This is a genomic window from Actinomadura geliboluensis, assembly GCF_043197915.1.
In the GTDB taxonomy this organism is placed as follows: Bacteria; Actinomycetota; Actinomycetes; order Streptosporangiales; family Streptosporangiaceae; genus Spirillospora; species Spirillospora geliboluensis.
The window spans coordinates 380,532-402,488 of record NZ_JBICUA010000004.1; the positions used below are offsets into that span (position 1 = coordinate 380,532).

A 21,957-nucleotide genomic window follows, 5' to 3' on the forward strand; every position below is an offset into this window, starting at 1 on the left:
CCGGACGATTGATCCGAGCCCACTCGATTGCTAAAGTTCCGTATAGTAGTGTACCGGGAACTCCGAACCAGGGGCTGACATGCGCGTACTCTTCCCGACGGCCCCCGCGATCGGCCACACGTTCCCGATGGTGCCGCTGGCCTGGGCCTTCCGCGCCGCCGGCCACGAGGCCGTCTTCGTCACCGGGGGTGACGGCCTGACGGTCGCCCGCGCCGGGCTGCCGGTCGTGGACGCGCTGCCCGGCCGCTCCACCACCGAGATGCTGAGCGGGTTCGCCCGCGACGTCCCGGCCCTGTTCGCCCCGCTGTCCGGCACGACGCTGCCGGAGATGCACGCCGAGATGGACCAGCGCAAACCGCACATCATCGGCGCCTGGGACCCGCTGGTGGACGCGTACGTCGCGGCGGCCGAGCGGGTCCGTCCCGACCTCGTCGTGCACGACCCCATCCTCGGCGTGGGCCCGCTCATCGCGGCCAAGGCCGGCGTGCTCGCGGTGGGCCACGGCATCGGGCTGTCGCGGTTCGGCCCGGAGCTGCTGCACGAGCCCCCGGCGGCCCGCGCGTTCCAGCGCCACGGGGTGCGGCCTCCCGACGGCGTCCGCACCCTCGACATCGCGCCGCCGAGCCTGGCTGAGGGGCCGCCGTCGCCGCTGGCGATGCGGTACGTCCCCTACAACGGCGCCACCATCCTGCCGGACTGGCTGGCGGAGCCGCCGAGCCGCCCGCGGATCGCGGTCACCACCGGCTCGATGGTGCCGCGCGTCGGGGGCCTGGGCCCCGTGGAGCGCCTGCTCGCCGCCGCGCCCGGCGTGGACGCGGAGTTCGTCGTGGCCCTCGGAGACACGGACCCGGAGCAGGCCGGCCGCCTCCCCGAGCCGGACGAGGTCCCCCCGAACGTGCGGACGGCCGCGTGGGTGCCGCTCGACGCGCTGCTGCCCACCTGCACCGCCGCGATCCACCACGGCGGCGCGGGCACCCTCATGACCTGCTGCGCGCTGGGCGTCCCGCAACTGGTGCTGCCCCTCAGCCCGGACCGCCACCTGGAGGCGGAGATGCTGCGCGCCCGCGGCGCCTGCCACATCACCTCCCCCGACGGCCTGGACGCCGACGCCGTCAAGCGCCTGCTCGCCGACGAGCAGGCCCGCACGGCCGCCGCCGAACTGCGCGCCGAGATCGCCGCACTGCCCACTCCGTCCGCCGTGGTCGCCGGCCTGACCGGCTAGGGCCGCAGCGGGCCGCTGACCGGGACGATCGAACCCTGCGGGAGCCAGCGCCCGCTGAACCCGTGCGCGTGCAGGCCGAGGCTGCCCGGCACCCCCATCGGGGACGCCGCGTACAGGCGCGCGGGCGCCGCGGACGTCCCGCGCGACCAGCCCGCGAACCCGGCGGCCGTCGCGGGCTCGCCGGGGAACGCCTCGTGCAGCCGGGCGGCGTACCGCACGGCCTCCGCCCCGGCGGGATCGAACCGCAGCGGGACGAGCTGCCCGGCGGGCGGGTCGAGCAGCTCCGCGTCCAGCAGCCAGGGCGCCAGGTACACGCCCGCGGCCGGGACCGCGCCCGAACCGACCCGGCGGACCAGGCCCGCCGCCCCGCTCCAGCCCGCCACCACCACCCGGGGCACCCGCGCGGACTCGTCCGCCGTCACCCCCAGCCCGAGCCGCGCCGCCGCCGCCCGCACCTCGGCCTCCGCACGGACACCGCGCGGCGACCCGTCCGCGGTGACGGCGATCGCACGCGCTCCGCGCCGGGCGATGAACCCGGTCAGCGCCCGCAGCGCGGCGGCGTCCGCACTGGTCAACTCATCGGCCGGGCAGGCCCGCACAGGCTCACGCACGTCGCCGACCATCCGTCCGAGCGCCCACGCGGCGCACTCCGCCCCGTCGCCCCCACGCAGATCGACCGACGCACCGTCCACCCCGGTATCGAACCGGACGGCCGCGCGAGCATCCCCCACGTCAACGACCAGCCGACCGCGCCCCGCAGGCAGCCGCACCACGGCCCAGCTCCCGGTGGCCGCCGACCGGCTCTCGGCCCGAACAGACCGACCCCCCACCCGCACCTCGGCCCGTTCGGCACCGACATGCACCAGATTCCATCCCGGACGCGCCGGAACCACGAGCACCGGCACCGCCCGCCCGTCCTGCGCCACCTGGGCCAGCAGCGGCACCCCCGGCTCCGGCCCCAGGCCAGGCGGCGGAAGCACCGCAAGCGGCAACCCCGCAACGACGCCCAGCACCGCAGCACCACTCGCACGACGCCACACCACAACACCCGCGACCGCCACCGCCGCACTACCCGCCACCACCCACAAGGCACTGCCCCGCACCACCTGACCGAGCCCATCGGCCACCAGGAGCCCACTCGAAGCGAGCAAAAGAGGCGCGAACCGCCGCAGCAGCCCCCACCGCGAACCCGGCGGCGCAACCATCAGATGGCCGGTAGCCCCCAGCCACCCGGCAGCGGCCAGAACATGCCCGACCACCGCAACGCTCCACGCGCCACCACGCGCCGCCTCAAGGACGGCCAGCAGGCAAGGCACCGCAGCCACCCCCCACCACGGCCGCGCCGGCACCGCGGGCAACGCGAACGTGACAAGCGCCGCCCCAACCGCCGCAAGCGGAAGCGCCCCCTGATGAACGGCAGCGAGCTGCGCAACCCCAGCCGTCAGAGCAGCCCCATAGAGCAACCGCCGAGCGCCCCGCGTCGCCTCACCGACCACCGGCCGCAGCACCGCAAACCCCACCGCGAACGCCCCACTGGCAACCACCAACGCCCGCAAGACAGAAACGACACCCGACGACGCGTCCCCAACCGGAAGATGCCCGTCATGAGGCCCGTCCGCCCAAGCCACCCCACCCCCAAAACCCCCACCAACCACGACGCCACCCACCACAACCAACCACCGCAACCAGCCCCCCGCCTGCCAGCCCGCGGGTACCGCACAAGCCAGGGCCGCGCGGAGCCTCGTCGAGGAACGCCGCCACCGGGGGACGGTGGCCGTTGTTTGCCGGGGTGGGGTTGGTGTCTGGGGCTTTGGCGGGGGGTGGGGTGGCGGGGGTTCCTCGGGCATGTTCAGCGGAGGTCTTGGTCGGCGACGGTGAAGAGGACGCCGTGGGGGCGGGCGGGGCCTTGGGCGCCGTGGGGCCAGGTGGGGCGGTCGAACTCCAGGCACGGGGCGCCGGTCGTCTCGTCGCGGAAGGCGGTGTCCAGGGCGAGTTCGCCGCGCGGGTCCACGTCGACCATGCAGACCTTGTGGTCGCCGTCCAGGTGGGACGTGAAGAGCATGTAGTTCGCCACGGCGATGCGGCTGATCTGGTCGGTTTCGCGGTAGAGGCCGTTGGGCGCGGCGCGGAAGTTGTCCATGGCCGCCCAGTGCGGGCCGCCCGTGCTGGGGTCGTTGAGTTCGAGGGCGCTCACCAGGGCCGGGCAGTCGCGTTCGGTGCCGCCGGCGGCGACCTCGGCGAGGGTGTCGATCCTGCACTCGGCCTTGGGGCCGGCGGCGAGCAGGCGGCGGATGTCCAGGGTGTAGATCATTCCGGCCTGCTGGTGGGCGGGCGGTGAGCCGGCCAGGCCGCCGGTCAGGACGACGTGGTAGAGGAAGCGGTCGTCGGGGCTGACCTGCAGCCAGCCGCCGCCGTCGAGCGCGGAGGTCGGGGTGTCGGTGGGGAAGAGGCGCTTGAAGGCGGTGTAGTCGTCGAAGACCTCGCGCCACTGCGGGTGGGGGACGGTGATGTCGGGGGCGTAGTAGACGGTGCCGCCCGGCATGCTGGACGCGAACGCGCCGCGGTGGCCGCGCCGGTGGGTGACGGTGGTCTCCATGATGCCGCGCGGCTCCTCGCCGAACGGGGTGGCCTCCTGGCGCGGGCCGTCCGGCATGCGGGAGACCGAGCGCAGCCGCGGGCGGTTGCGGTCGGCGATGTCGAAGACGCGGACGGTGTCGCGGTTGCCGTTGGGCGCGCCGCCCTCGATCTCGGGGTCGATCAGCAGCCGCGGCTCGGCGAAGTCGCTGGCGACGGCGACGCCGAGGTCCTCGCGGACGCCGAGGCCGTGCGGGTTGGCGCAGGTGGGGACGGCGATGGGCGGCAGGCTGGGGCAGTGCTCGGCGCCCTCGGAGCGTCCGGTGGCGGCGGGGGCCTCGGTGAGCACGCGGCCGTCGCGGTCGAGCCGGACGATCTCGCCCGGGGTGCCGGCGAAGCCGTTGCCGAGCCGGGTCTCGCCGTGGGTGTAGGTGCAGGGGCCGGCGATGTTCGGGCCGCCCATGAACGTGGCGTACGCGGTGCCGTCGGCGAGCGTGGTCACGGCGTCGGGGGCCGAGCCGCAGGGGGTGTCCTCGGGGAGGGTGATGCCGGTCAGTTTGATCACCGGTAGCCGGCTGACGTCGAAGACGTACACGGTGTCGGAGAAGATGCCCCCGGCGTACACCCGGTCGCCCTTGCGCCAGGTGTACTGCATGTGGTGCGGCTCGTTGCCGGTCTTGCCGCCGATGGTGACGGTGTTGACGACCTTGCCGTAGTCGGGGGTGCCGCGGGTGGCGTCGACGACGGCGAGGAAGTCGGGGTCGGGGGTGCCGCTGTCACCCGGCCCGGAGTCGCCCGCCCAGACGAGCAGCCATTCCTTGCGGCGCCCGTCCGGTGCGGGGCTGCGGGCGGCGTCGGTGAGGTGGTTGGTGGCCGAGTAGGACGCGCCGTCGGAGCCGGTGACGCGGGAGCGGACGGTGACGACGCCCGAGGCGGCGCCGGCCGCGGTGGTGGCGGCGACCGCGCCCCCGCCCGCCAGCGCGCAGCAGGCGGCGGCCAGGACGGCGGTTCTTCCACGGAGGCGGGCGTGCGGCCTGGAACCAGTCATCGGCTCTCTCCTGCGGACGCGTGGCACGGCCGCCGATACGGCCGCGGATCCGTACGTTACTAGTCTTTTTTAAAGAAAAGCGAGAGGCGATTCAGTCCGGATACGGCCAGCGGTGGGGGCGGGGCGCCCGGGTCAGGTGAGCCAGGCGGCGGGGCCGGCGCCGCCGTGGCCGAGCGGCGGGAACAGTTCCTCCAGCCGCGCCGACTCGTCGGCGGCCAGCGGTGTGCACAGGGCGCGGAGGGCGCCGTCGACGTGGGCGGGGGTGCGCGGGCCGATGACCGGCGCGGTGACGTCCGGCCGGGACAGCACCCACGCCAGGCCGACCTCGGCGGGGTCGCGGCCGAACTCCCGGCACAGCGCCTCGTACCGCTCGATCGTGCCGCGCAGGGCCGGGAGCGCGGCCTCGGCCCGCCCCTGCGCCGACTTCACGGCGGTTCCCTCGGCCAGCTTGCGCAGGACGCCACCGAGCAGCCCGCCGTGCAACGGCGACCACGCCAGCACCCCGGCGCCGTAGTGCCGTGCGGCCGGGATGACCTCCAGCTCGGCGTGCCGGACCGCCAGGTTGTACAGGCACTGCTCGCTGGCGAGGCCGGGCAGCGAGCGCCGGCGTGCCGCCTCCTGACCTGCGGCGATGCCCCAGCCGGGGAAGTTCGAGGAGCCGGTGTAGCGGATCTTGCCCTGGCGGACGAGGGTCTCCATCGCCGTCCAGATCTCCTCCCAGCCGACGCCCGGGTCGGGGCGGTGCAGCTGGTACAGGTCGATCCAGTCGGTGCGCAGCCGGCGCAGCGACTCCTCGCAGGAGGCGATGATGTTGCGGGCGGACAGGCCCCGGTCGTTCGGGCCGCGGTCCATCGGCTCGCCGACCTTGGTGGCGAGGACGACGCCGTCCCGGCGGCCGTGGCGGGCGGCCAGCCAGCGGCCGACGACCTCCTCGGCGTGGCCCTTGTGCACCCGCCAGCCGTAGATGTTGGCGGTGTCGACGAAGTCGATGCCCTCGGCCGCCGCGTGGTCGAGCAGCCGGTGCGCCGCCGGCTCCTCGACCCGGCCGCCGAAGTTGACCGTGCCGAGGGCGAGCCTGCTCACCCGCAGCCCGGTGGCCCCCAGCCGGACGTGCCGGTCGTCGTCGGACATGCGTTCCCTCCAGCCCGCGGCGAACAGCGTACTATCTTATAATTAAGTAAGTGCGTTATGTGCGCCACCCGCCGCCCGCAAGGAGGCGCCGTTGGACACCCGATCCGGCCCGCTCCTGCTGGCGCCCGCCGCGCCCGGCGTCGGCGACCTGGCCAGGCGCCTCGCCGCCTCGGCCGCGCACGTGCCCCGCCCCCCGGCCTGGGCGGTGGCGTGGCTCGCCGAGCGCCGCGACCGGAACCCCTTCGAGGTGACCGGGGTCCCGTTCGCCCGGCTGGACGGGTGGGCCTTCGCGTCCGGCTCCGGGGACCTCGTCCACCGCAGCGGCCGGTTCTTCTCCGTGGAGGGCATCCGGGTGCGCGCCGGCCGCGGCCCGGTCCGCACGTGGGAGCAGCCGATCATCAACCAGCCGGATGTCGGGGTGCTCGGCATCGTGGCCCGGGAGATCGACGGCGTGCTGCGCTTCCTGATGCAGGCGAAGGCGGAGCCCGGCAACGTCAACACCGTCCAGCTCTCCCCGACGGTGCAGGCCACGGCGAGCAACTTCCAGCGCGTGCACGGCGGCGCGCCGTCCCGCTACCTGGAGTACTTCGCCCGCGACGGGCTCGCCCGCGTCCTCGTGGACGTGCTCCAGTCCGAGCAGGGGGCCTGGTTCCGGGGCAAGCGCAACCGCAACATCGTGGTGGAGACCACCGGGCCGGTCGACGTCCACGAGGACTTCGCCTGGTTCACGCTCGGCGAGCTGTATGCGCTGCTGCGGCTGCCGAACGTCGTCAACATGGACGCCCGGACCGTGCTGTCGTGCCTGCCGCTGCCGGTCGCGGCCGATCCCGCGGACGGGTTCGGCGCGGCGCTGCGGCGCTCGGCGCGCGCCCTCGACCGGGGCGCGCTGCACCGGCCCGGCGAGGTGCGCGGCTGGCTCACCGCCCGCAAGATGGCGCACACGCTGGACGTGCGGCCGGTGCCGCTGGACGCGGTGGAGGGCTGGCGCCGCGACGACCGGGAGATCTTCCACACGGGCGGCCGGCACTTCACCATCTCCGGGGTCCGGGTGCGGGCGAGCAACCGGGAGGTGCGGGACTGGTGCCAGCCGCTGCTGCGCCCGCGCGGCACGGGCCTCGCGGTGTTCCTGGCCCGGCCGATCCGCGGCGTCCTGCACGTGCTGGCCCGCGCCGACCTCGCGCCCGGCCACCGCGACGTCGTCGAGGTCGGGCCGACCGTGCAGTGCACGCCCGCCGACCAGGCGCGGCTGCCGCCTTCGGACCGGGCCCGCTACCTGGACCTGGTCACCGCCGGGGGCGGCGCCGTCCGCTACGACGTGGAGCAGTCGGAGGAGGGCGGCCGGTTCCAGCGGGCGGTGACCCGCAACCAGATCGTCCAGGTGGACGACGACTTCCCGCTGGAGGTGCCGCCGGACTTCCGGTGGCTGACCGTGGCGCAGCTCCGCGAGCTGACGCGGGCGAGCTACCAGGTGAACATCGAGGCCCGCACGCTCGCCCTCTGCCTGCACGCCCTCCGCTGACCCGGCCCGCTCCACCGCCCCGGCCCGCTCCACTGACCCGGCCCGCGGTTCAGCCGAGCGGGTCGGCGGCGTGCGCGGGCTCCGACGCCGTCGCCTCGTCCGGCGCGGCCTCCTCTTCCCCGCGCGGCACCTTGATCAGCCAGATCAGGGGCAGGCAGAGCAGGCTGAGCACCATGGCGCCGGCGAACGCGGCGTGCATCCCGGACGCGAACGCCTCGTGCGCCTGCCGAACGACGGCCGAGACCAGTTCGTCCGGCGTCCCGGACGGCACGGGCGCGGCCCCCAGCGCGACCGACTCGGTGTCCATCCGGTCGGCGATCCCGGCGGGGACGCCCGCGCCGGTGAGCTTGCCGGCCAGCCCGTTCTCCACGACCAGCGCGATCGCGGTGCCGACGGAGGCGACGCCGATCGCCGGGCCGAGGCTGCCCATCGTCTCGCCGACGCCGGAGGCGACCCCGGCGAGCCGCTTCGGGGCGCTGCTGATGACGACCTCGGTGCCGATGGGCACGATGAAGCTCATGCTGATGCCGAGCGCGATGAGGTAGGGCCACAGCGAGTGGTACCCGGTGTCGACCCCGGCGCGGGTGATGCCGAACAGCCCGACCATCAGCAGCACGGTGCCCGCGAGCAGCGGCGGGCGCGGGCCGAGCTTCTGGTTGAGCAGCCCGCCGAGCGGCGCCGCGATGATCCCGGTCGCCGGGATCGGCAGCAGTTCCAGCCCCGCGCGCAGCGCCCCGGCGCCCTGGACGTTCTGGAAGTACAGCGCCAGGTGGAACCAGGCCGCGAACATCACCCCGGAGCCGAGCAGGAGCAGCAGGTTGCCGCCCGCGAAGGCGCGGGACCGGAACAGCTCGGGCGGCGTCAGCGGCTGGCCCGCCGTCCGCTCCCGCAGGGCGTACAGGACGCCGGCGGCCAGCGCGACCGCGAAGCAGGCGAGCGGCAGCGCGCCGGTCCAGCCGCGCTCGGGCACCTGGTTGATGCCGAGGACGAGCGCGAGGATCGTGACGGTGAGCAGCGCCATGCCGGGCAGGTCGACGCGGCGCCGCGCGTCCTGCGGCGGGGTGGGCGCGATGAGCGCGAGCACCATCGCGAGGGCGATCAGGCCGCCGATGACGTTGATGTAGAAGGCCCAGCGCCAGCCGGCGTACTCGACGACGACCCCGCCGAGGAACGGGCCGGACGCCGACGACAGCGCGAACGTGCCCATGAAGACGCCGACGGCGACCTTCAGCTTGTCCTCGGGGAAGGTCAGCCGCAGGATCGCCAGCGCGGACGGCAGCAGGCTGGCGCCGAACGCGCCCTGCACCACCCGGAACGCGATCAGCGTCCCGATGTCCTGGGCGACGCCGACCAGGCCGGACGCCACGATGAAGCCGACCAGGCCGATCAGGAAGACCCGCCGCTGGCCGAACCGGTCGCCGAGCTTGCCCGCGGTGACGAGGGTGGCGGCGTAGGCGAGCATGTACCCGGTGGTGACCCACTGGAGCTCCGCCAGCCCGGTGTGCATCTCCGCGCCGATGGTCGGGTTGGCCACGGTGACGACCATGGCGTCGACGCCGTGCATCATCGCCGACAGGGCCAGGGCCAGCAGCCCGAGCCACAGCCTGGCCGGGACGGGCGCGGCGGGGGCGGCGGGCGCCTTCTTCACATCCATCGGTGACTCCTCGGGCTGGGGGCCGGCGGCCGGGGTCGGGTCTGCGGGGTCACGTCCGCGGGCTCAGATCTCCAGGCCCGGGGGCGAGTGGTCGGCGACGACGGCCAGCTCGATGTCGTGCTCCAGGAGCGCCTTGAGCGCGCACAGCGTCATGGTGAAGCCGCCGGTGGAGTCGGCGACGCGGGCGACGGCGGTGTCCCCGTCGCCGCTGAAGCCGGTCTCGGTGACCTGGACGTAGGTGGTGTCGTCCTTCCACGGGACGAAGCGCAGCGTGACCGTGGTGGCGGCTTCCTCCGGGCCCCAGTCGAAGACGATCCGCTCGCCCTCCTCGGCCTCCCTGACCCGGACGTCCACCGACGCGCCGTACATCTCCCATTCCCACCGGACGGTGGTCCCGGGCACGAGCTTGCCGCTGCTCTTGGTGAACCAGAAGCGGGTGGTGACCGCCGGGTCGGCGAAGGCGCGGAACACCTCCGCGGCGGGACGCCGGATGAGCATCCCCTCCTTGACCATGGGCGGGCGGGTGAGCGTGAAGGCTGCTTGTGACATGGGATTTCCCCTCTCTGGCGGTGCCGCCGGAGCATCCGCGCGGACGTCTCCGGCCCTACCCTCCATCTCGATATGCAACCAGATGACTGCCTGTTATCGCAAGGGTCGACCCGCATCCCGGTCCCCGCATTTGATTGAGAAACATATAGTTATTTGCCGGGAGCTGACCTATGATCCGGGGCATGGCGTCCTCGGCCTTCAGCACCGAAGTGGACTTCCCCGAACTCACCGACGACTTCCTCCGGCTCACCCGGAGCATCGGCTGGTGCACCGTCGCCACCGTGGACCGCAAGGACCGGCCCCGCAGCCGCATCCTCCACGTCTCGTGGGAGATCGGCCGGGACGCCGGCGGCGACCGCCCGATCGGCTGGGTCAGCACCCCGCGCTCCCCCGTCAAGACCGCCCACCTGGCCCACAACCCGTTCGTCTCCTGCAGCTACTGGAGCCCGGCGCACGACGCGGTGTTCGCCGACTGCGAGGCGTCCTGGGCGGAAGACGAGGCGAGCGTCGCGCACGTGTGGGACCTGGTGTCCACCGAGGCCCGCGAACGCGGCTTCGACCCCTACGCCCAGTGGCCCGAAGGCGCCGCCGACCCCGGTTTCCAGGTCCTGCGGCTGGTGCCCTGGCGCGTCCAGATCACCCTCCAAGACCTGGCGCACGGGGAGACGATCGGCTCTTCCCGGGTGTGGCACGCGCAGGACTGAACGCCGGGAGGCGGACCGATGACGACGACCTCGCCGGCGCGCGAACCCGTCCTCGCGCCGGGTACCGTCCCCGTGCTCGGGCACGGCCTGCACATGAAGAAGCGGCCGGGCGACTTCCTGCTGTCGCTGCAGAACGGCGACCCGGTGACCGTGATCCGGCTCGGCCGGGAGCGCATGTACGTGGTCAACGACCTGGAGCTGATGCGCCAGGTGCAGCGCGACCCCGACACCTTCATCCGGGGCGGCCCCATCACCGAGCGGTTCCGGCAGATGTTCGGCAACGGGCTCGGCATCTCCGAGGGCGAGACGCACCGCCGGCAGCGGGCGCTGATCCAGCCCGCGTTCCACCGCGACCGCATCGTGGCCTACACCGCGATGATGAGCGACCGGGCCGCCGCCGTGGCCGCGTCCTGGACGGACGGCGCGCGCCTGGAGGTCGACCGGGAGATGGACGACCTCGCCCTCGCCAACGTCACCCAGGTGATCTTCTCGGCGGACGCCGGCCTCGACCACAAGAGGTTCATGGTCGCGACGACCACCGTCCTCGGCGGGCTGTTCCGGCAGATCGCCGACACCACCGGGCTGCTGACCCGGCTGCCGACCGCGCGCAACCGCGCCTACCGGGACGCGCAGCGGTACCTGCACGGCACCATCGACCGGGTCATCGCCGACTACCGGGCGGCCGACGCCGACCACGGCGACCTGCTGTCGATGATGATGCGGGCCCGCGGCGACGACGGCGAGCCCGCGATGACCGACCGGCAGGTGCACGACGAGGTCGTCACCTTCTTCATCGCCGGGAGCAACACGATCAGCAACACCCTGTCGTGGACGTTCCACGAGCTGGCGCGGCACCCGGAGGTCGAGCGGCGGCTGCACGAGGAGGTCGACGCGGTCCTCGGCGGCCGGGCCGCCGGGTACGACGACGTGAAGGCGCTCGACTACACGCGCCGGGTGCTGGACGAGACGATGCGCTACCGCACCCAGGGCGTGTTCCAGAGCAAGGTGGCCGCGTCCGACACCGTGCTCGGCGGCTACCGGATCCCCGCCGGGGCGCCGGTGCTCTACAGCTTCCACGCCGTCCACCACAACCCGTCGGTGCATCCCGACCCCGAGCGCTACGACCCCGACCGGTGGCTGCCGGAACGGGCCGCCGACCTGCCGCGCGGCGCGTTCACGCCGTTCGCGGTCGGCCCGCACGGCTGCATCGGCGACCAGTTCGCCCGGGTGGAGATGATCGTGACGCTGGCGACGATCGCCGCCCGGTGGCGGCTGGTGCCGGTCCCCGGGCACACGCCCCGGCCCAAGCCGGCGATCACGATGCCGGTGGACGCGCTGCCGATGACCGCCCACGCGCGCGGCGCCTGACGCCGCGCCCGAAGCCCCGCCGGAGAAGGACGCACGAGAAGGAGACGCCATGCCTGACCAGCCCGGGCTCACCGCCGACCAGATCGGCGAGTACTACGACGACATCGGCGGGCTGGTCGAGCTCGTCGGCGGGAATCTGCACGTCGGGTACTGGGAGGACGGCGACCGCGGCACGTTCCTGGCGGGGCTGCTGCGCCTCACGTCGATGCTGGAGGAGCGGCTGGAGCCGCGCGCCGGGCAGCGCGTCCTGGACGTGGGCTGCGGGGTCGGCGAGCCGGCCGTCCGGATCGCGCAGCACCACGACGTCCGGATCACCGGGATCACGCTCAGCCACTGGCAGGTGCGCGAGGCGACCCGCCGGGTGATCTCCGGCGGCGTGCGCGGCCAGGTGGAGATCGAGCACGCCGACGCGACCGCGCTGCCGTATCCCGACGCGTCCTTCGACGCGGTGCTGGCGTTCGACTCGCTCGCCAACGCCGAGGACAAGGGGCGCTGGCTGGGCGAGATGTTCCGGGTGCTGCGGCCGGGCGGCCGGTGCGTGTTCACCGACTACCCGCGGCTGTCGGACCCGACCGATGCGGAGATGGCGGTGCTGCGGGACGCCGCCCTGTTCGACCCGGCGCCGGCCGGGGAGATCGTCAAGCGCGCCGAGGCCGCCGGGTTCGAGATCCTGGAGGCGCTGGAGTGCGCCCGGAACGTGCGCCGCTACTACGACGAGGTCCTGGTCCGGCTGGAGTCGCTGCGTCCCGTCCTGGACGCGGACTACGGCCCGGAGAAGATGGCCATGTTCGAGCAGGCGCTGAAGACGTCCTACGGCATCTGCCGGGAGCGGCTCGGCTACCTGATCGTCACGTGCCGCAAGCCCGGCGCGTGAGCCCGGGGCCGCCGCCCGCCTCGCCCGCGCACTGGAAGGGCCGCCGGGTCCTGGTCACCGGCGGTGGCGGTTTCCTCGGGACGTGGTTCGCGCGCCGGCTCGCGCAGATCGGCGCGGAGGTCGTCGCCGTGCACCGCCCCCGCCCGGAAGGGCCCCTGCCGGAAGGGCTCGAGGACGGCTGGGCGCTGGCCGAGGCCGACCTGCGCTCGCCCGCCGAGGTGGAGTCGCTGCTGCGCGGACCGGCGGCGGGCACCGACACCGTCGTGCACTGCGCCGCCGTCTACGGCGACAGCGCGTTCAAGCGGCGGCACGGCGGGACGCTGCTGGCGGCCAACACCCGGCTCGTCTCCACCGTGCTCGACGCGGCGCGCAGGCACGGCGCCGGCACGCTGGTGCTGATCAGCTCGACCGAGGTGTACTCGGCGGCGCTGACCGGGCCGATCCGGGAGGAGGACGACCACCGCGCCCGCCCGGACCTGTCCGGCGACGGCTACGCCCTGGCCAAGGTCTTCGCGGAGCTGCTGGCGGACGAGTACCGGCGCGAGTTCGGCATGACGGTGTTCACGGCGCGTCCGGCGAACGTGTACGGGCCGGGCGACGGCCTCGGCCCCCGGCCTCCGCTGGCGGTCCCGGCGATGCTGCGGCGGCTCGCGGCGGGCGAGCCGGTGCCGGTCTGGGGCGGCGGACGGCAGCGCCGCTCGTTCGTCCACGTCGAGGACATGGTGGAGGCCGTCCTGCAGATGGTCGCGTCCGGTGCCTTCGACACCTTCAACGTCGCCGCGCCCGGGACGGTGTCGATGCTGGAGCTGGCGCACATGGTCGCGGCCGAGTTCGGCGCGCCGGATCGGGTGGAGCTGCGGCCCGACCTGCCGGGCGGCCCGCCCGTCCGGCAGTTCGACACCGCACGCATGCGCCGCGTCATCGACTTCGAGCCGCGGCCCCTGCGGACCGGGATCGCCGAGACCGTCCGGTGGTTCCGCGAAGGCGGCGGAGGCCCGCGATGACGGACCCGATCGACGCGTCGTTCCGCGCGCTGCCGCTGGCCGAGGCGGCCGGGGCCGCGCTGGCCCGCGCTCAGCGGCTGGGCGCGCGACATGCCCGGGTCCGCGTGGCCCGCATCCGCGAGGCGGCCGGGTTCCTGCGCGACGGCCGTCCGGCGGGCGGCCACGACACCACCCGGACCGGCCTCGGCGTGTCGGTCGTGCACGGCGGCGCGCGCGGCTTCGCCGGGTGCGCGGAGCCGGCGCCGCGCGCCGCCGAGGACGCCGCCGAGCGCGCGGTCGCCGCCGCCCGCGTCGCCGCCGGGATCGGACCGCCGGCCGCCGAGCCCGCCGCGGAGCCGGTGCACCGCGACGCGGTCTGGGCGTCCGCGTACGAGATCAACCCGTTCGACGTGCCGGCCGCCGAGCGCCTCGCGCCGCTGGCCGACTGGAGCCGCCGGCTGCTGGCCGCGCCGGGCGTGGCGCACGTGCACGCCAAGCTGGTCGCCGTCCAGGAGAACGCCTACTACGCCGACCTGGCGGGCACGGTGACGCTCCAGCAGCGGGTCCGGGTCCACCCGATGCTGGTGGCGGCCGGGGCGGACCCGCGCACCGGCGGCGTCGGCACCCTGCGCACCCTCGCCCCGCCGACCGCGCGCGGCTGGGAGTACCTGACCGGTACCGGCTGGGACTGGGACGCCGAGATCGCCGGGCTGCCCGCGCTGCTGGCCGCCAAGCTGCGCGCCCCCGCCGCCGAGCCGGGCCGCCTCGACCTGGTGATCGACCCGTCCAACCTGTGGCTGACCCTGCACGAGACGGTCGGGCACGCGACCGAGCTGGACCGGGCCGCCGGCCACGAGACCGGCTACGCGGGCGGCTCGTTCGTCCGGCCGGAGTCGCTCGGCACCCTGCGGTACGGGTCGGAGCTGATGAACGTGACCGCCGACCGCACCGCCCCGCAGGGCCTCGCCACCGTCGGGTTCGACGACGAGGGCGTCGCGGCCGGGTCCTGGGACCTGGTGTCGGACGGCGTGCTGACCGGCGTCCAGACCGATCGGCACACCGCGCCGCTGATCGGGGCGGAGCGCTCGACCGGCTGCGCCTACGCCGAGTCGGCGCTGCACGCGCCGATGTCGCGGATGCCGAACGTGTCGCTGCGCCCCGCCCCCGCCGGGCCCGGCGTCGAGGAGCTGATCGGGACGGTGGACGACGGCCTGTACGTGGTCGGCTCGGGGAGCTGGTCGATCGACACGCGGCGGCGCGGGTTCCAGTTCACCGCGCAGCGCTGCCACCGCATCCGGCGCGGGCGGCTCGCGGGCCAGGTCCGCGACATCGCCTACGGGGGCGAGACCACCGCGTTCTGGGGGTCGCTCGCCGGGGTGGGCGGCCCCGGGACATACCGGATGTTCGGCGCCGACCTGTGCGGCAAGGGGCAGCCGCTGCAGATCGCGCCCGCCGGGCACGGCTGCCCGGCGGCGCTGTTCACCGGGGTCGCCGTCCGCGACGCGGCCGGGGAGGCGGGGCTGTGAGCCGGACCCGGCAGGACGCTCCGCCGTCGCCCGCCGCGCTCGCCGAACGGGCCGCGGAGGCGAGCGGCGCGGACGAGTGCGTGGTGACCGTCGAGGTGCGCGGCGGCGCGCACCTCCGCTGGGCGAACAACGCCGTCACCGCGTCGGGGCACGTCCACGACCACCGGGTCACCGTCGTGTCGGCCGTGGCCCGGCGTGACGGGATCGCGGTTGGCAGTGTGACCGGCCAGGCCGATCCCGGCGGCGAGGTGGACGGCCTGGTCGAGGCCGCCGACGCAGCCGCCCGCTCGGCCCCGGCCGATCCGGACGCCACGGGCCCGGTAGGGGACCGCGCGTCGCCAGACTGGGCCGATCCTCCCGCCGAGGCCCCCGCCGCACTGCTCGCGCCGGTCGCGGCGTCGCTGCGGTCGGCGGTCGACCGCGCCGACGCTGAAGGACGGCTGCTCTACGGGTACGCCGAGCGGGGCTTCCGCACCAGCTACGTCGCGTCGAGCACCGGCCTGCGGCTCCGGCACGTCCAGCGCGAAGGGCTGCTCGACCTCACCGTTCGCGGCTCCAAGGGCGCGGGCCAGGTCTGGGCGGGCAACGGCTGGACGGGCGCGCAGCCGGACGACGACGTCGCCGCCCTGGACCAGAAGCTACGCGACCGGCTGCACCCCGAACTGCCGCGCGCCGAACTCCCCGAAGGCCGCTACGAGGTGCTGCTGTCGCCGTCCTGCGTGGCCGACCTGATGCTGCACCTGTACCGGGCGGCCGGAGCCGGAGACGCGGCGGACGGCGCGTCCCCCTTCGCCGATCCGGGTGTCGGCACGCGGCTCACGCCGATGCCGCTCAGCCTGGAGTCCGGCCCCGGCCTTCCGGGGCTGGAGTGCGCGCCGTTCCTGCTGCCCGGCGCCGCCGACGAGTTCGCGGCCGGGCTCGCCGCCCCGGAGGACGCGGGCCTGCCGCTCGCCCCCACGGAGTGGATCTCCGGCGGGACGCTCGCGGCCCTCGTCCAGACCCGCCGGACGGCCGCCCGCACCGGGCTGCCGCTCACCCCCTGGATCGGCAACCTGCGGCTGTCCGGCCCGCCCGGCGGGCGGACGCTGCCGGAGATGGCGGCCGCCACCGACCGCGCCGTGCTGATCGACTGCGTCTGGTACGTCCGGACGGTCGACGCCGGGACGCTGCTGCTCACCGGGCTCACCCGCGACGGCGTCCACCTGGTCGAGCGCGGCGAGATCACGGCGGCGCTGCCCGACCTGCGCTTCACCGAGAGCCCCGTGCACCTGCTGCGGCGCGTCACCGAGGTGGGCCGCACCGGCCCCGCGCTGCCCCGCGAATGGGGCGACGGCTTCACCCGCACGGCGATGCCGCCGCTGCGCGTCGAGGGCTTCCCGCTGTTCCCGAGCGAAAGGGCGACCACGTGACCATCTCGGCAACCGGCGCCGGCGCGGCCGCACCGCGCCGCGGCGGCGTCCTCACCCTGGTCGGCGCCGGAGACGTCGACCATCTCGACCCGGCGCTGGCCTACCACACCGTCACGCGCGGCCTGCTGCGCTGCTGCACCCGGCAGCTCGTCCAGTACGTGGCGAGCCGGGACCGGGCGGCGGCGGGACGGATCACCGCCGACCTGGCCACCGAGGTGCCCGCCCGGGGCAACGGCCGGCTGAGCGCGGACGGCCGCGTCTACGTGTTCACCCTCCGCGAGGGCGTCGCCTGGCACACCCCGGCGGGCCCGCGCCAGGTCACGGCGGCCGACGTGGTGCGCGGGATCAAGCGGCTGGCGCACCCACTCGCGCCGTGCCCCGGCCTGCCCTACTACCTGAGCACCATTGAGGGGATGGCCGGGTTCCGGGACGCCCTGGAGCGGGCGCCGCGCGACCCGGCGGCGATCGCCGAGGCGCTGGAGGCCACCGACCTGCCCGGCGTGCGCGCGGACGGCGACGCCGAGGTGGTGGTGACCCTCCGGGAGCCCGCGCACGACCTGCTCAACATGCTGGCGCTGCCGTTCGCGACCCCGGCGCCCGCCGAGTACCTGCCGTTCGTGCCGGGCAGCCCGGAGCTGGACGCGGCGCTCATGTCGAACGGCCCGTACCGCGTCACCCGGTACGTCCCGGAGCGGCGGATCGTGCTGGAGCGCAACCCCTCCTGGGACCCGGCCACCGACGACCTGCGCGCCGCGCACATCGACGGCGTGGACGTGCGGCAGGGCGTCGCCGAAGAAGAGGCGCACCGGCTCGTCGCGGACGGCGAGGCCGACATGCTCTGGGACATCCAGCCCCTCACCGAGCGGCTCCCGGAGCTGCTGGCGTCGAGCGACCCGCGTCTGGAGGTCTACCCGGCCGGGCTGTTCAGCCCGTACCTGGTCGTGAACTTCGCCAGCCCCAATGAAGGCGGCGCGCTCGGGTCGCGGCTCGTCCGGGAGGCGCTGCAGTACGCGGTGGACAAGGAGGCCGTGTCGCGGGTCTGGGGCGGGCCCCGGCTGAACGACATCGCCGACCAGATCCTGCCTCCGCTGTGCGCGGCGCACCGGCCCGTCCGGTACTACGGCACCGACCACGGCCGCGGCGACCCGGCGCGGGCCCGCCGCCTCCTCGCGGAGGCCGGATACGGCGACGGGCTCACCCTCAAGCTGGTGTACCGCGACCGCGACATCCATCCCGAGACCGCCGAGGCCGTCATCAAGGCCATGGACCGGGCCGGGATCACCGTCGAGCCGGTGCCCGCGTCGATCAACGCGCTGTTCGACGAGTACCTGTCCGCACCGGACGCGGTCCGCACCGGTGCCTGGGACCTCGCGCTGACCGGCTGGGAGCCGGACTGGTACGGCGACAACGCCCGCACCTACCTGCAGCCGCTCCTGGACAGCCGCGACGTCGCCGCGGACGGCGACTGGGGCGCCAACTTCGGCCGGTACCGCAGCGAGACCGTCAACGACCTGCTGGCGAGGGCGCTGTCCTGCGGCGACGCCGAGGAGGCCGGGGAGCTGTTCCGGCGGGTGGAGCGGGAGGCGATGCGCGACGCGGGGATCGTCCCGATCCTGTTCGCGCACCAGTACTGGTTCCACTCCACCCGCGTCCGGAACTGGCTGCCCTACCCGGTCCTCAACGGCGACCCGACCAACCTCTGGCTCGCCGAACGCGCCGGCTGACTACGCGGCCGGCCGCGTCAGGGCTCCAGCCACAGGTTGGCCAGGTCGAACCAGCGGTCGATGGTGGGCATCGGGACCGCGTCGCGGACGCGCGCCCCGCGCAGGTGCGGGATCGTCGGGGCGTGGACGAGCAGCGGCACGATCGCGGCGTCCGCCATCACCCGCGCGTCCACCCGGTGCCACAGCTCCTCCGCCTCGCCCTGGTCGGTCGCCGACAGCGCCGCCTCGATCAGCCGGTCGGTCTCGGGGTCGCTGTAGCAGCCGTAGTTGCTGGTCCCGCGCGTCTCGTTGGTCTGGAACATCGGCTGGAGGAACGCGCGGCCGTTGTTGCCGAACCAGTCGGGCGTCCAGGCGGGCGCCGACAGGTCCCAGCCGCCCGCGCGCGCGTTGGCGGGGTCCTGGAGGAACGGGTAGTAGTCGGCGTGGCCGAGCGGGATCATCCGCAGCGTGATGCCGATCTTCGCCAGGTCGGCGGCGAGCGATTCGGCGACCTCCGGGTTGGCGTCCACGTCCCGGTGCACCATCGTGAGCGTCAGCCCGTCCGCGTACCCGGCCTCGGCCAGCAGCGCCCGCGCCTTCTCCGGGTCGCCCCGGAATCCGGGCGTCGGGTACGGGTCGAGCTCCCGGTAGCCGTAGTTGCCGGGCGGGATCGCCGAGGTCGCGGGCCACATGACGGTCCCCGCGCTCAGCTCGTCGAAGATCGTCACCATGGCGGTGCGGTCCACGGCGTAGGAGATCGCCCGCCGGACCTTCAGCTTCGTCGTCGCGCCGTCCTCGTTCGGGCTGACCATGTTGAAGACGAGGTACGGGTTCAGCGCGTAGCCGAGGTTGTTGCCGGGGTCGGTCGGGTTGACGTCGTAGGGCTCGGTGACGGGGGACGCCCACGACAGGTCGGCGCCGCCCGAGCGGATCCGCTCCCCCACCTGGTCCGGCGTCGCCTTCTCCATCACGACCTCGACGCCGTCGAGGTACTGGTGGCGGATCGGGTCGGTCTCCTGGCGCCACACCGGGTTCCGCTCCATCCGCAGTTCCCGGCCGTGGACGTAGTGGGAGAGCCGGTAGGGGCCGATGGAGCGGACGTTCGCCCGGAAGTCCGGCCCGTCGGGGAGGTAGCCGTCGTACTCGGCGGGGGCGGGCGACCCGAACGTCATCGCGAGGATGTGCGGGAAGTCCAGCGCCGGCCGCACCAGCTCGAACCGCACCGTGTGGTCGTCCACGGCCCGGACGCCCGGGATGTCGTGGGAGTTCTGGAACGCGGCGAGGTCGCGGGCGGTGGGCTCGATCCCGGCCATGGCGGCGGTGTAGTCGTCGCTGAAGCGGGCGAAGCCGCGGATCGTGCTCGTGTAGTAGTGGATCGCCCCGCCCCGGAACACCGGGTTGGCCGCCCGCTTGAACCCGCGCACCACGTCGTGGGCGGTGACCTCGCGGGCGGGCTCGGTGTCCCACAGCACCCCGCGCCGCAGCGGCACCGTGTAGGTGAGGTGGTCGTCGCTGAGCAGCCCGTTGGCGAGCGTCGGCATCTCGGTCGCCAGGTCGGGGACGGGGACGACCTGCCGCCAGTCGCGCAGCACCGGGATCGGCGGGTAGGCGAACAGCTGCCGGGTGAACAGCCGCAGGATCTGGCCCGACAGCATGTAGTAGGAGCTGGCCGGGTCGACGTGGTCCATGCTGCCCGGCCCGTACAGCCTGAGGACGCCGCCGCGGCGGGGGCTCGCACCGGTCATCGGACGCCCTCGCTTCCCTGCGCCCCGTCCTGACCTGCCCTATCCCGGCCTGCCCCGTCCTGGCCTGCGACGGCGCGGACGCACAGCGCGGTGGACGTCAGCTCGATCCCGCCGCCGTCGTCCGCGTACGGTTCGACGGCGGCGGCCACCGCGTCCCAGACGCCGGGGGCGTCCGGCGAGCCGAACCGGTCGCGGACGGCGTCCAGCAGCGACGGCGGCGACACCGCCTTGTTGAAGTCGGCGTACTCGGCGGCCCGGTCGAGCCGGAACGGCACCGCGAACTCCTCGACCGACACCTCGGCGAACCCGGCCCGGCGCAGCTCGGCGGAGAGCGCGGCCGGGTCGGACATGCTGAACGGCCCCGGCATGCCGGGCGGCGGCGCGGGCAGGTCCAGCAGGCCCGCGAGCACCCGGTAGCCGAGGCCGATCATCGGGACGTCGGGCGGCGGCGCCCACACCGCGGCGGCGAGCACCCCGCCGGGCGCGAGCAGCCGCCGCAGCCCGGCGAAGGCCGCCGCGTGGTCGCAGGCGAACATCAGCCCCCACCGGCTGAGCACCGCGTCGAACGACCCGGCGGGCAGGTCGATGGACTCCACGTCCGCCTGGACGAACTCCAGCGGCGCCAGCGCGGCGGCGTCCGGCGCGGCGGCGGCGCGGCGGCGGGCCGCCGCGAGCATCCGCGGGGAGATGTCCGCGCCGACCACCCGCCCGGTCGGGCCGGCCGCGCGGGCCGCCGACAGCGCGGGCTCGCCGAGACCGGTGGCGACGTCCAGCACGCGGTGGCCGGGGCCGACGCCCGCGAGCTCCAGCAGCCGGCCGGTGACGGCCGCCGCGCCGCGCTCGAAGACGCCCATCGCGTCCTCCCAGCCGGGGCTGATGGCGTCCCACGAGGCGCGCTGCCCCGTCTTGACCGTCGTCGGGTCGATCGATGGTGCCGTCATCGGCATCCTCCAGGTGGCTCGTCGGGCGGTGGGTGCGGGGCGTGGGAGCGGGGCCGTGGGAGCGGGGCGGGTCAGCCGGCGGGCTCGGCGACGGGCCCGGCGCCGGCGCCGACGAGCGCGCGGGCGGCCGCCAGGTGGTCGGGCGTGGTGCCGCAGCAGCCGCCGAGGACGTCGAGGCCGTACCGGTCCCGCCAGCCGGCCATCAGCTCGGCGAACTCGTCCGGGCCGACGGCGGCGGGCAGCGCCCGGTCGGTGTGCTCCCAGCGGCCGAGTGAGCCGCGGTCCTCCAGGTTGGGCGCGACGCCGATCGGGCCCGAGCACCGTTCCCGGAGCCGGTCGAGCGCGGCGGGAACGTCCGCGAGGGCGGTGCAGTTGACCAGGACGGCCTCCGCGCCGTCGCGTTCGGCGGCGGCCGCCGCGTCCCCGACCCGCTCACCGGACGGCAGCAGCCCGTCCGGCCCGCAGACGAAGCTCACCCAGGCGCGGCCGCCGCCGGCGAGCGCGGCGGCGAGCGCGGTCCTGGCCTCCCGCTCGGTGTTCATGGTCTCGATGAGGAACAGCTCGACGCCGGACCGCCGCGCCTCGGTGACCAGCCACGCGTGCTCGGCGGCCAGTTCGTCGGCGGGCGGCACCAGGTCGGGCCGGTAGCAGTCCTCGACGGGCGCCATCGACGCGGCGATCACGGCGTCCGGGCGGCGCGCCTGCTCGCGGGCCGACTGCGCGACCCCGACGGCGGCGTGCACCATCCAGGCGAGCCCGGCGGCGTCGAGGCCGATCCGGCGCAGCGTCCGCAGGTTGCACCGGAAGGTGTTGGCGGTGAGCACGTCGGCGCCCGCCTCCAGGTGCGCGCGCTGCACGGCCCGCAGCTTGGTGCGGTTGGGTTCGCCGTTCAGCGCGCGGACCGTCCACCAGGGGCCGTCCACCGCGAGCCCGGCGCGCTGCAGCTCGGTGGCGGTCGCGCCGTCCAGCCACAGGGGCCGCCGGCCGTTCGTCGTCGGTTCCATGCT

The 21,957-nt window shown here is 75.0% G+C and carries 17 protein-coding genes; 9 read left to right on the forward strand and 8 right to left on the reverse strand.

All coding sequences use genetic code 11. The features are described 5' to 3' along the window. Positions 1-79: 79 nt before the first annotated feature. Entirely contained in the window at positions 80-1,222 is a 1,143-nt protein-coding gene (locus ACGFI1_RS16165) for a nucleotide disphospho-sugar-binding domain-containing protein (RefSeq protein WP_392785962.1), read from the forward strand. On the opposite strand, the gene ACGFI1_RS16170 is transcribed toward ACGFI1_RS16165, so the two are convergent. From ACGFI1_RS16170 to ACGFI1_RS16180, 3 genes are all read right to left on the reverse strand, one after another. Beyond that, positions 1,219-1,833 (reverse strand): hypothetical protein, encoded by a 615-nt coding sequence (locus ACGFI1_RS16170; protein ID WP_392785964.1) that lies wholly within the window; start codon positions 1,831-1,833, stop codon positions 1,219-1,221. The two genes, ACGFI1_RS16165 and ACGFI1_RS16170, sit on opposite strands and share 4 nt — an antisense overlap. A gap of 1,238 nt (positions 1,834-3,071) precedes the next feature. Further along, on the reverse strand, positions 3,072-4,844 hold the full coding sequence (locus tag ACGFI1_RS16175; protein WP_392785966.1) for a hypothetical protein: 1,773 nt from the start codon (positions 4,842-4,844) through the stop codon (positions 3,072-3,074). A gap of 132 nt (positions 4,845-4,976) precedes the next feature. After that, positions 4,977-5,975, reverse strand: a complete 999-nt coding sequence (locus ACGFI1_RS16180; RefSeq protein ID WP_392785968.1) for an aldo/keto reductase — start codon at positions 5,973-5,975, stop codon at positions 4,977-4,979. Positions 5,976-6,066: 91 nt separating this feature from the next. Between ACGFI1_RS16180 and ACGFI1_RS16185 the strand changes: the two genes are divergently transcribed. After that, positions 6,067-7,494 carry an NDP-hexose 2,3-dehydratase family protein gene (locus ACGFI1_RS16185; RefSeq protein WP_392785970.1) on the forward strand — a complete coding sequence of 476 codons (1,428 nt, stop codon included), beginning with the start codon at positions 6,067-6,069 and terminating at the stop codon, positions 7,492-7,494. Between the two features lie 49 nt (positions 7,495-7,543). Here the strand turns inward: ACGFI1_RS16185 and ACGFI1_RS16190 are convergent, their stop codons facing one another. Next, a complete protein-coding gene (locus ACGFI1_RS16190) occupies positions 7,544-9,148 on the reverse strand; it encodes an MFS transporter (RefSeq protein WP_392785971.1) in 1,605 nt (534 codons plus the stop codon). Between the two features lie 63 nt (positions 9,149-9,211). Further along, positions 9,212-9,697 (reverse strand): SRPBCC family protein, encoded by a 486-nt coding sequence (locus ACGFI1_RS16195; protein WP_386874651.1) that lies wholly within the window; start codon positions 9,695-9,697, stop codon positions 9,212-9,214. Positions 9,698-9,879: 182 nt separating this feature from the next. On the opposite strand from ACGFI1_RS16195, the gene ACGFI1_RS16200 reads away from it, so the two are divergent. From ACGFI1_RS16200 to ACGFI1_RS16230, 7 genes are read left to right on the forward strand one after another with little or no spacing between them, the layout of a single operon-like run. Further along, the gene (locus tag ACGFI1_RS16200) at positions 9,880-10,401 is read left to right on the forward strand and encodes a pyridoxamine 5'-phosphate oxidase family protein (protein WP_392785973.1); all 522 of its coding nucleotides are present in this window, start codon (positions 9,880-9,882) and stop codon (positions 10,399-10,401) included. Between the two features lie 18 nt (positions 10,402-10,419). After that, complete coding sequence (locus ACGFI1_RS16205) at positions 10,420-11,769, forward strand: cytochrome P450 (protein ID WP_392785974.1); 1,350 nt, start codon at positions 10,420-10,422, stop codon at positions 11,767-11,769. 49 nt (positions 11,770-11,818) lie between these two features. Further along, positions 11,819-12,643, forward strand: a complete 825-nt coding sequence (locus ACGFI1_RS16210; protein ID WP_364551014.1) for a methyltransferase domain-containing protein — start codon at positions 11,819-11,821, stop codon at positions 12,641-12,643. Continuing rightward, the gene (locus ACGFI1_RS16215; RefSeq protein WP_392785976.1) at positions 12,640-13,647 is read left to right on the forward strand and encodes an NAD-dependent epimerase/dehydratase family protein; all 1,008 of its coding nucleotides are present in this window, start codon (positions 12,640-12,642) and stop codon (positions 13,645-13,647) included. Before ACGFI1_RS16210 ends, ACGFI1_RS16215 begins: the two co-directional genes overlap by 4 nt. Further along, positions 13,644-15,152 carry a TldD/PmbA family protein gene (locus ACGFI1_RS16220; protein ID WP_392785978.1) on the forward strand — a complete coding sequence of 503 codons (1,509 nt, stop codon included), beginning with the start codon at positions 13,644-13,646 and terminating at the stop codon, positions 15,150-15,152. Before ACGFI1_RS16215 ends, ACGFI1_RS16220 begins: the two co-directional genes overlap by 4 nt. Continuing rightward, on the forward strand, positions 15,149-16,561 hold the full coding sequence (locus ACGFI1_RS16225) for a metallopeptidase TldD-related protein (protein WP_392785980.1): 1,413 nt from the start codon (positions 15,149-15,151) through the stop codon (positions 16,559-16,561). The genes ACGFI1_RS16220 and ACGFI1_RS16225 overlap by 4 nt, the downstream gene beginning before the upstream one ends. Then, positions 16,558-18,285: an ABC transporter substrate-binding protein gene (locus ACGFI1_RS16230; RefSeq protein WP_392785982.1), complete on the forward strand. Its 1,728-nt coding sequence runs from the start codon at positions 16,558-16,560 to the stop codon at positions 18,283-18,285. The genes ACGFI1_RS16225 and ACGFI1_RS16230 overlap by 4 nt, the downstream gene beginning before the upstream one ends. A gap of 17 nt (positions 18,286-18,302) precedes the next feature. Here ACGFI1_RS16230 and ACGFI1_RS16235 read toward each other — a convergent pair whose 3' ends face one another. The 3 genes from ACGFI1_RS16235 to ACGFI1_RS16245 form a co-directional block, all read right to left on the reverse strand. Continuing rightward, the gene (locus ACGFI1_RS16235; protein WP_392736454.1) at positions 18,303-20,009 is read right to left on the reverse strand and encodes an ABC transporter substrate-binding protein; all 1,707 of its coding nucleotides are present in this window, start codon (positions 20,007-20,009) and stop codon (positions 18,303-18,305) included. Then, complete coding sequence (locus ACGFI1_RS16240; RefSeq protein WP_392785984.1) at positions 20,006-20,950, reverse strand: class I SAM-dependent methyltransferase; 945 nt, start codon at positions 20,948-20,950, stop codon at positions 20,006-20,008. Before ACGFI1_RS16240 ends, ACGFI1_RS16235 begins: the two co-directional genes overlap by 4 nt. A 71-nt stretch (positions 20,951-21,021) precedes the next feature. Continuing rightward, complete coding sequence (locus ACGFI1_RS16245) at positions 21,022-21,954, reverse strand: homocysteine S-methyltransferase family protein (protein WP_386874643.1); 933 nt, start codon at positions 21,952-21,954, stop codon at positions 21,022-21,024. Between the last annotated feature and the right edge of the window lie 3 nt (positions 21,955-21,957).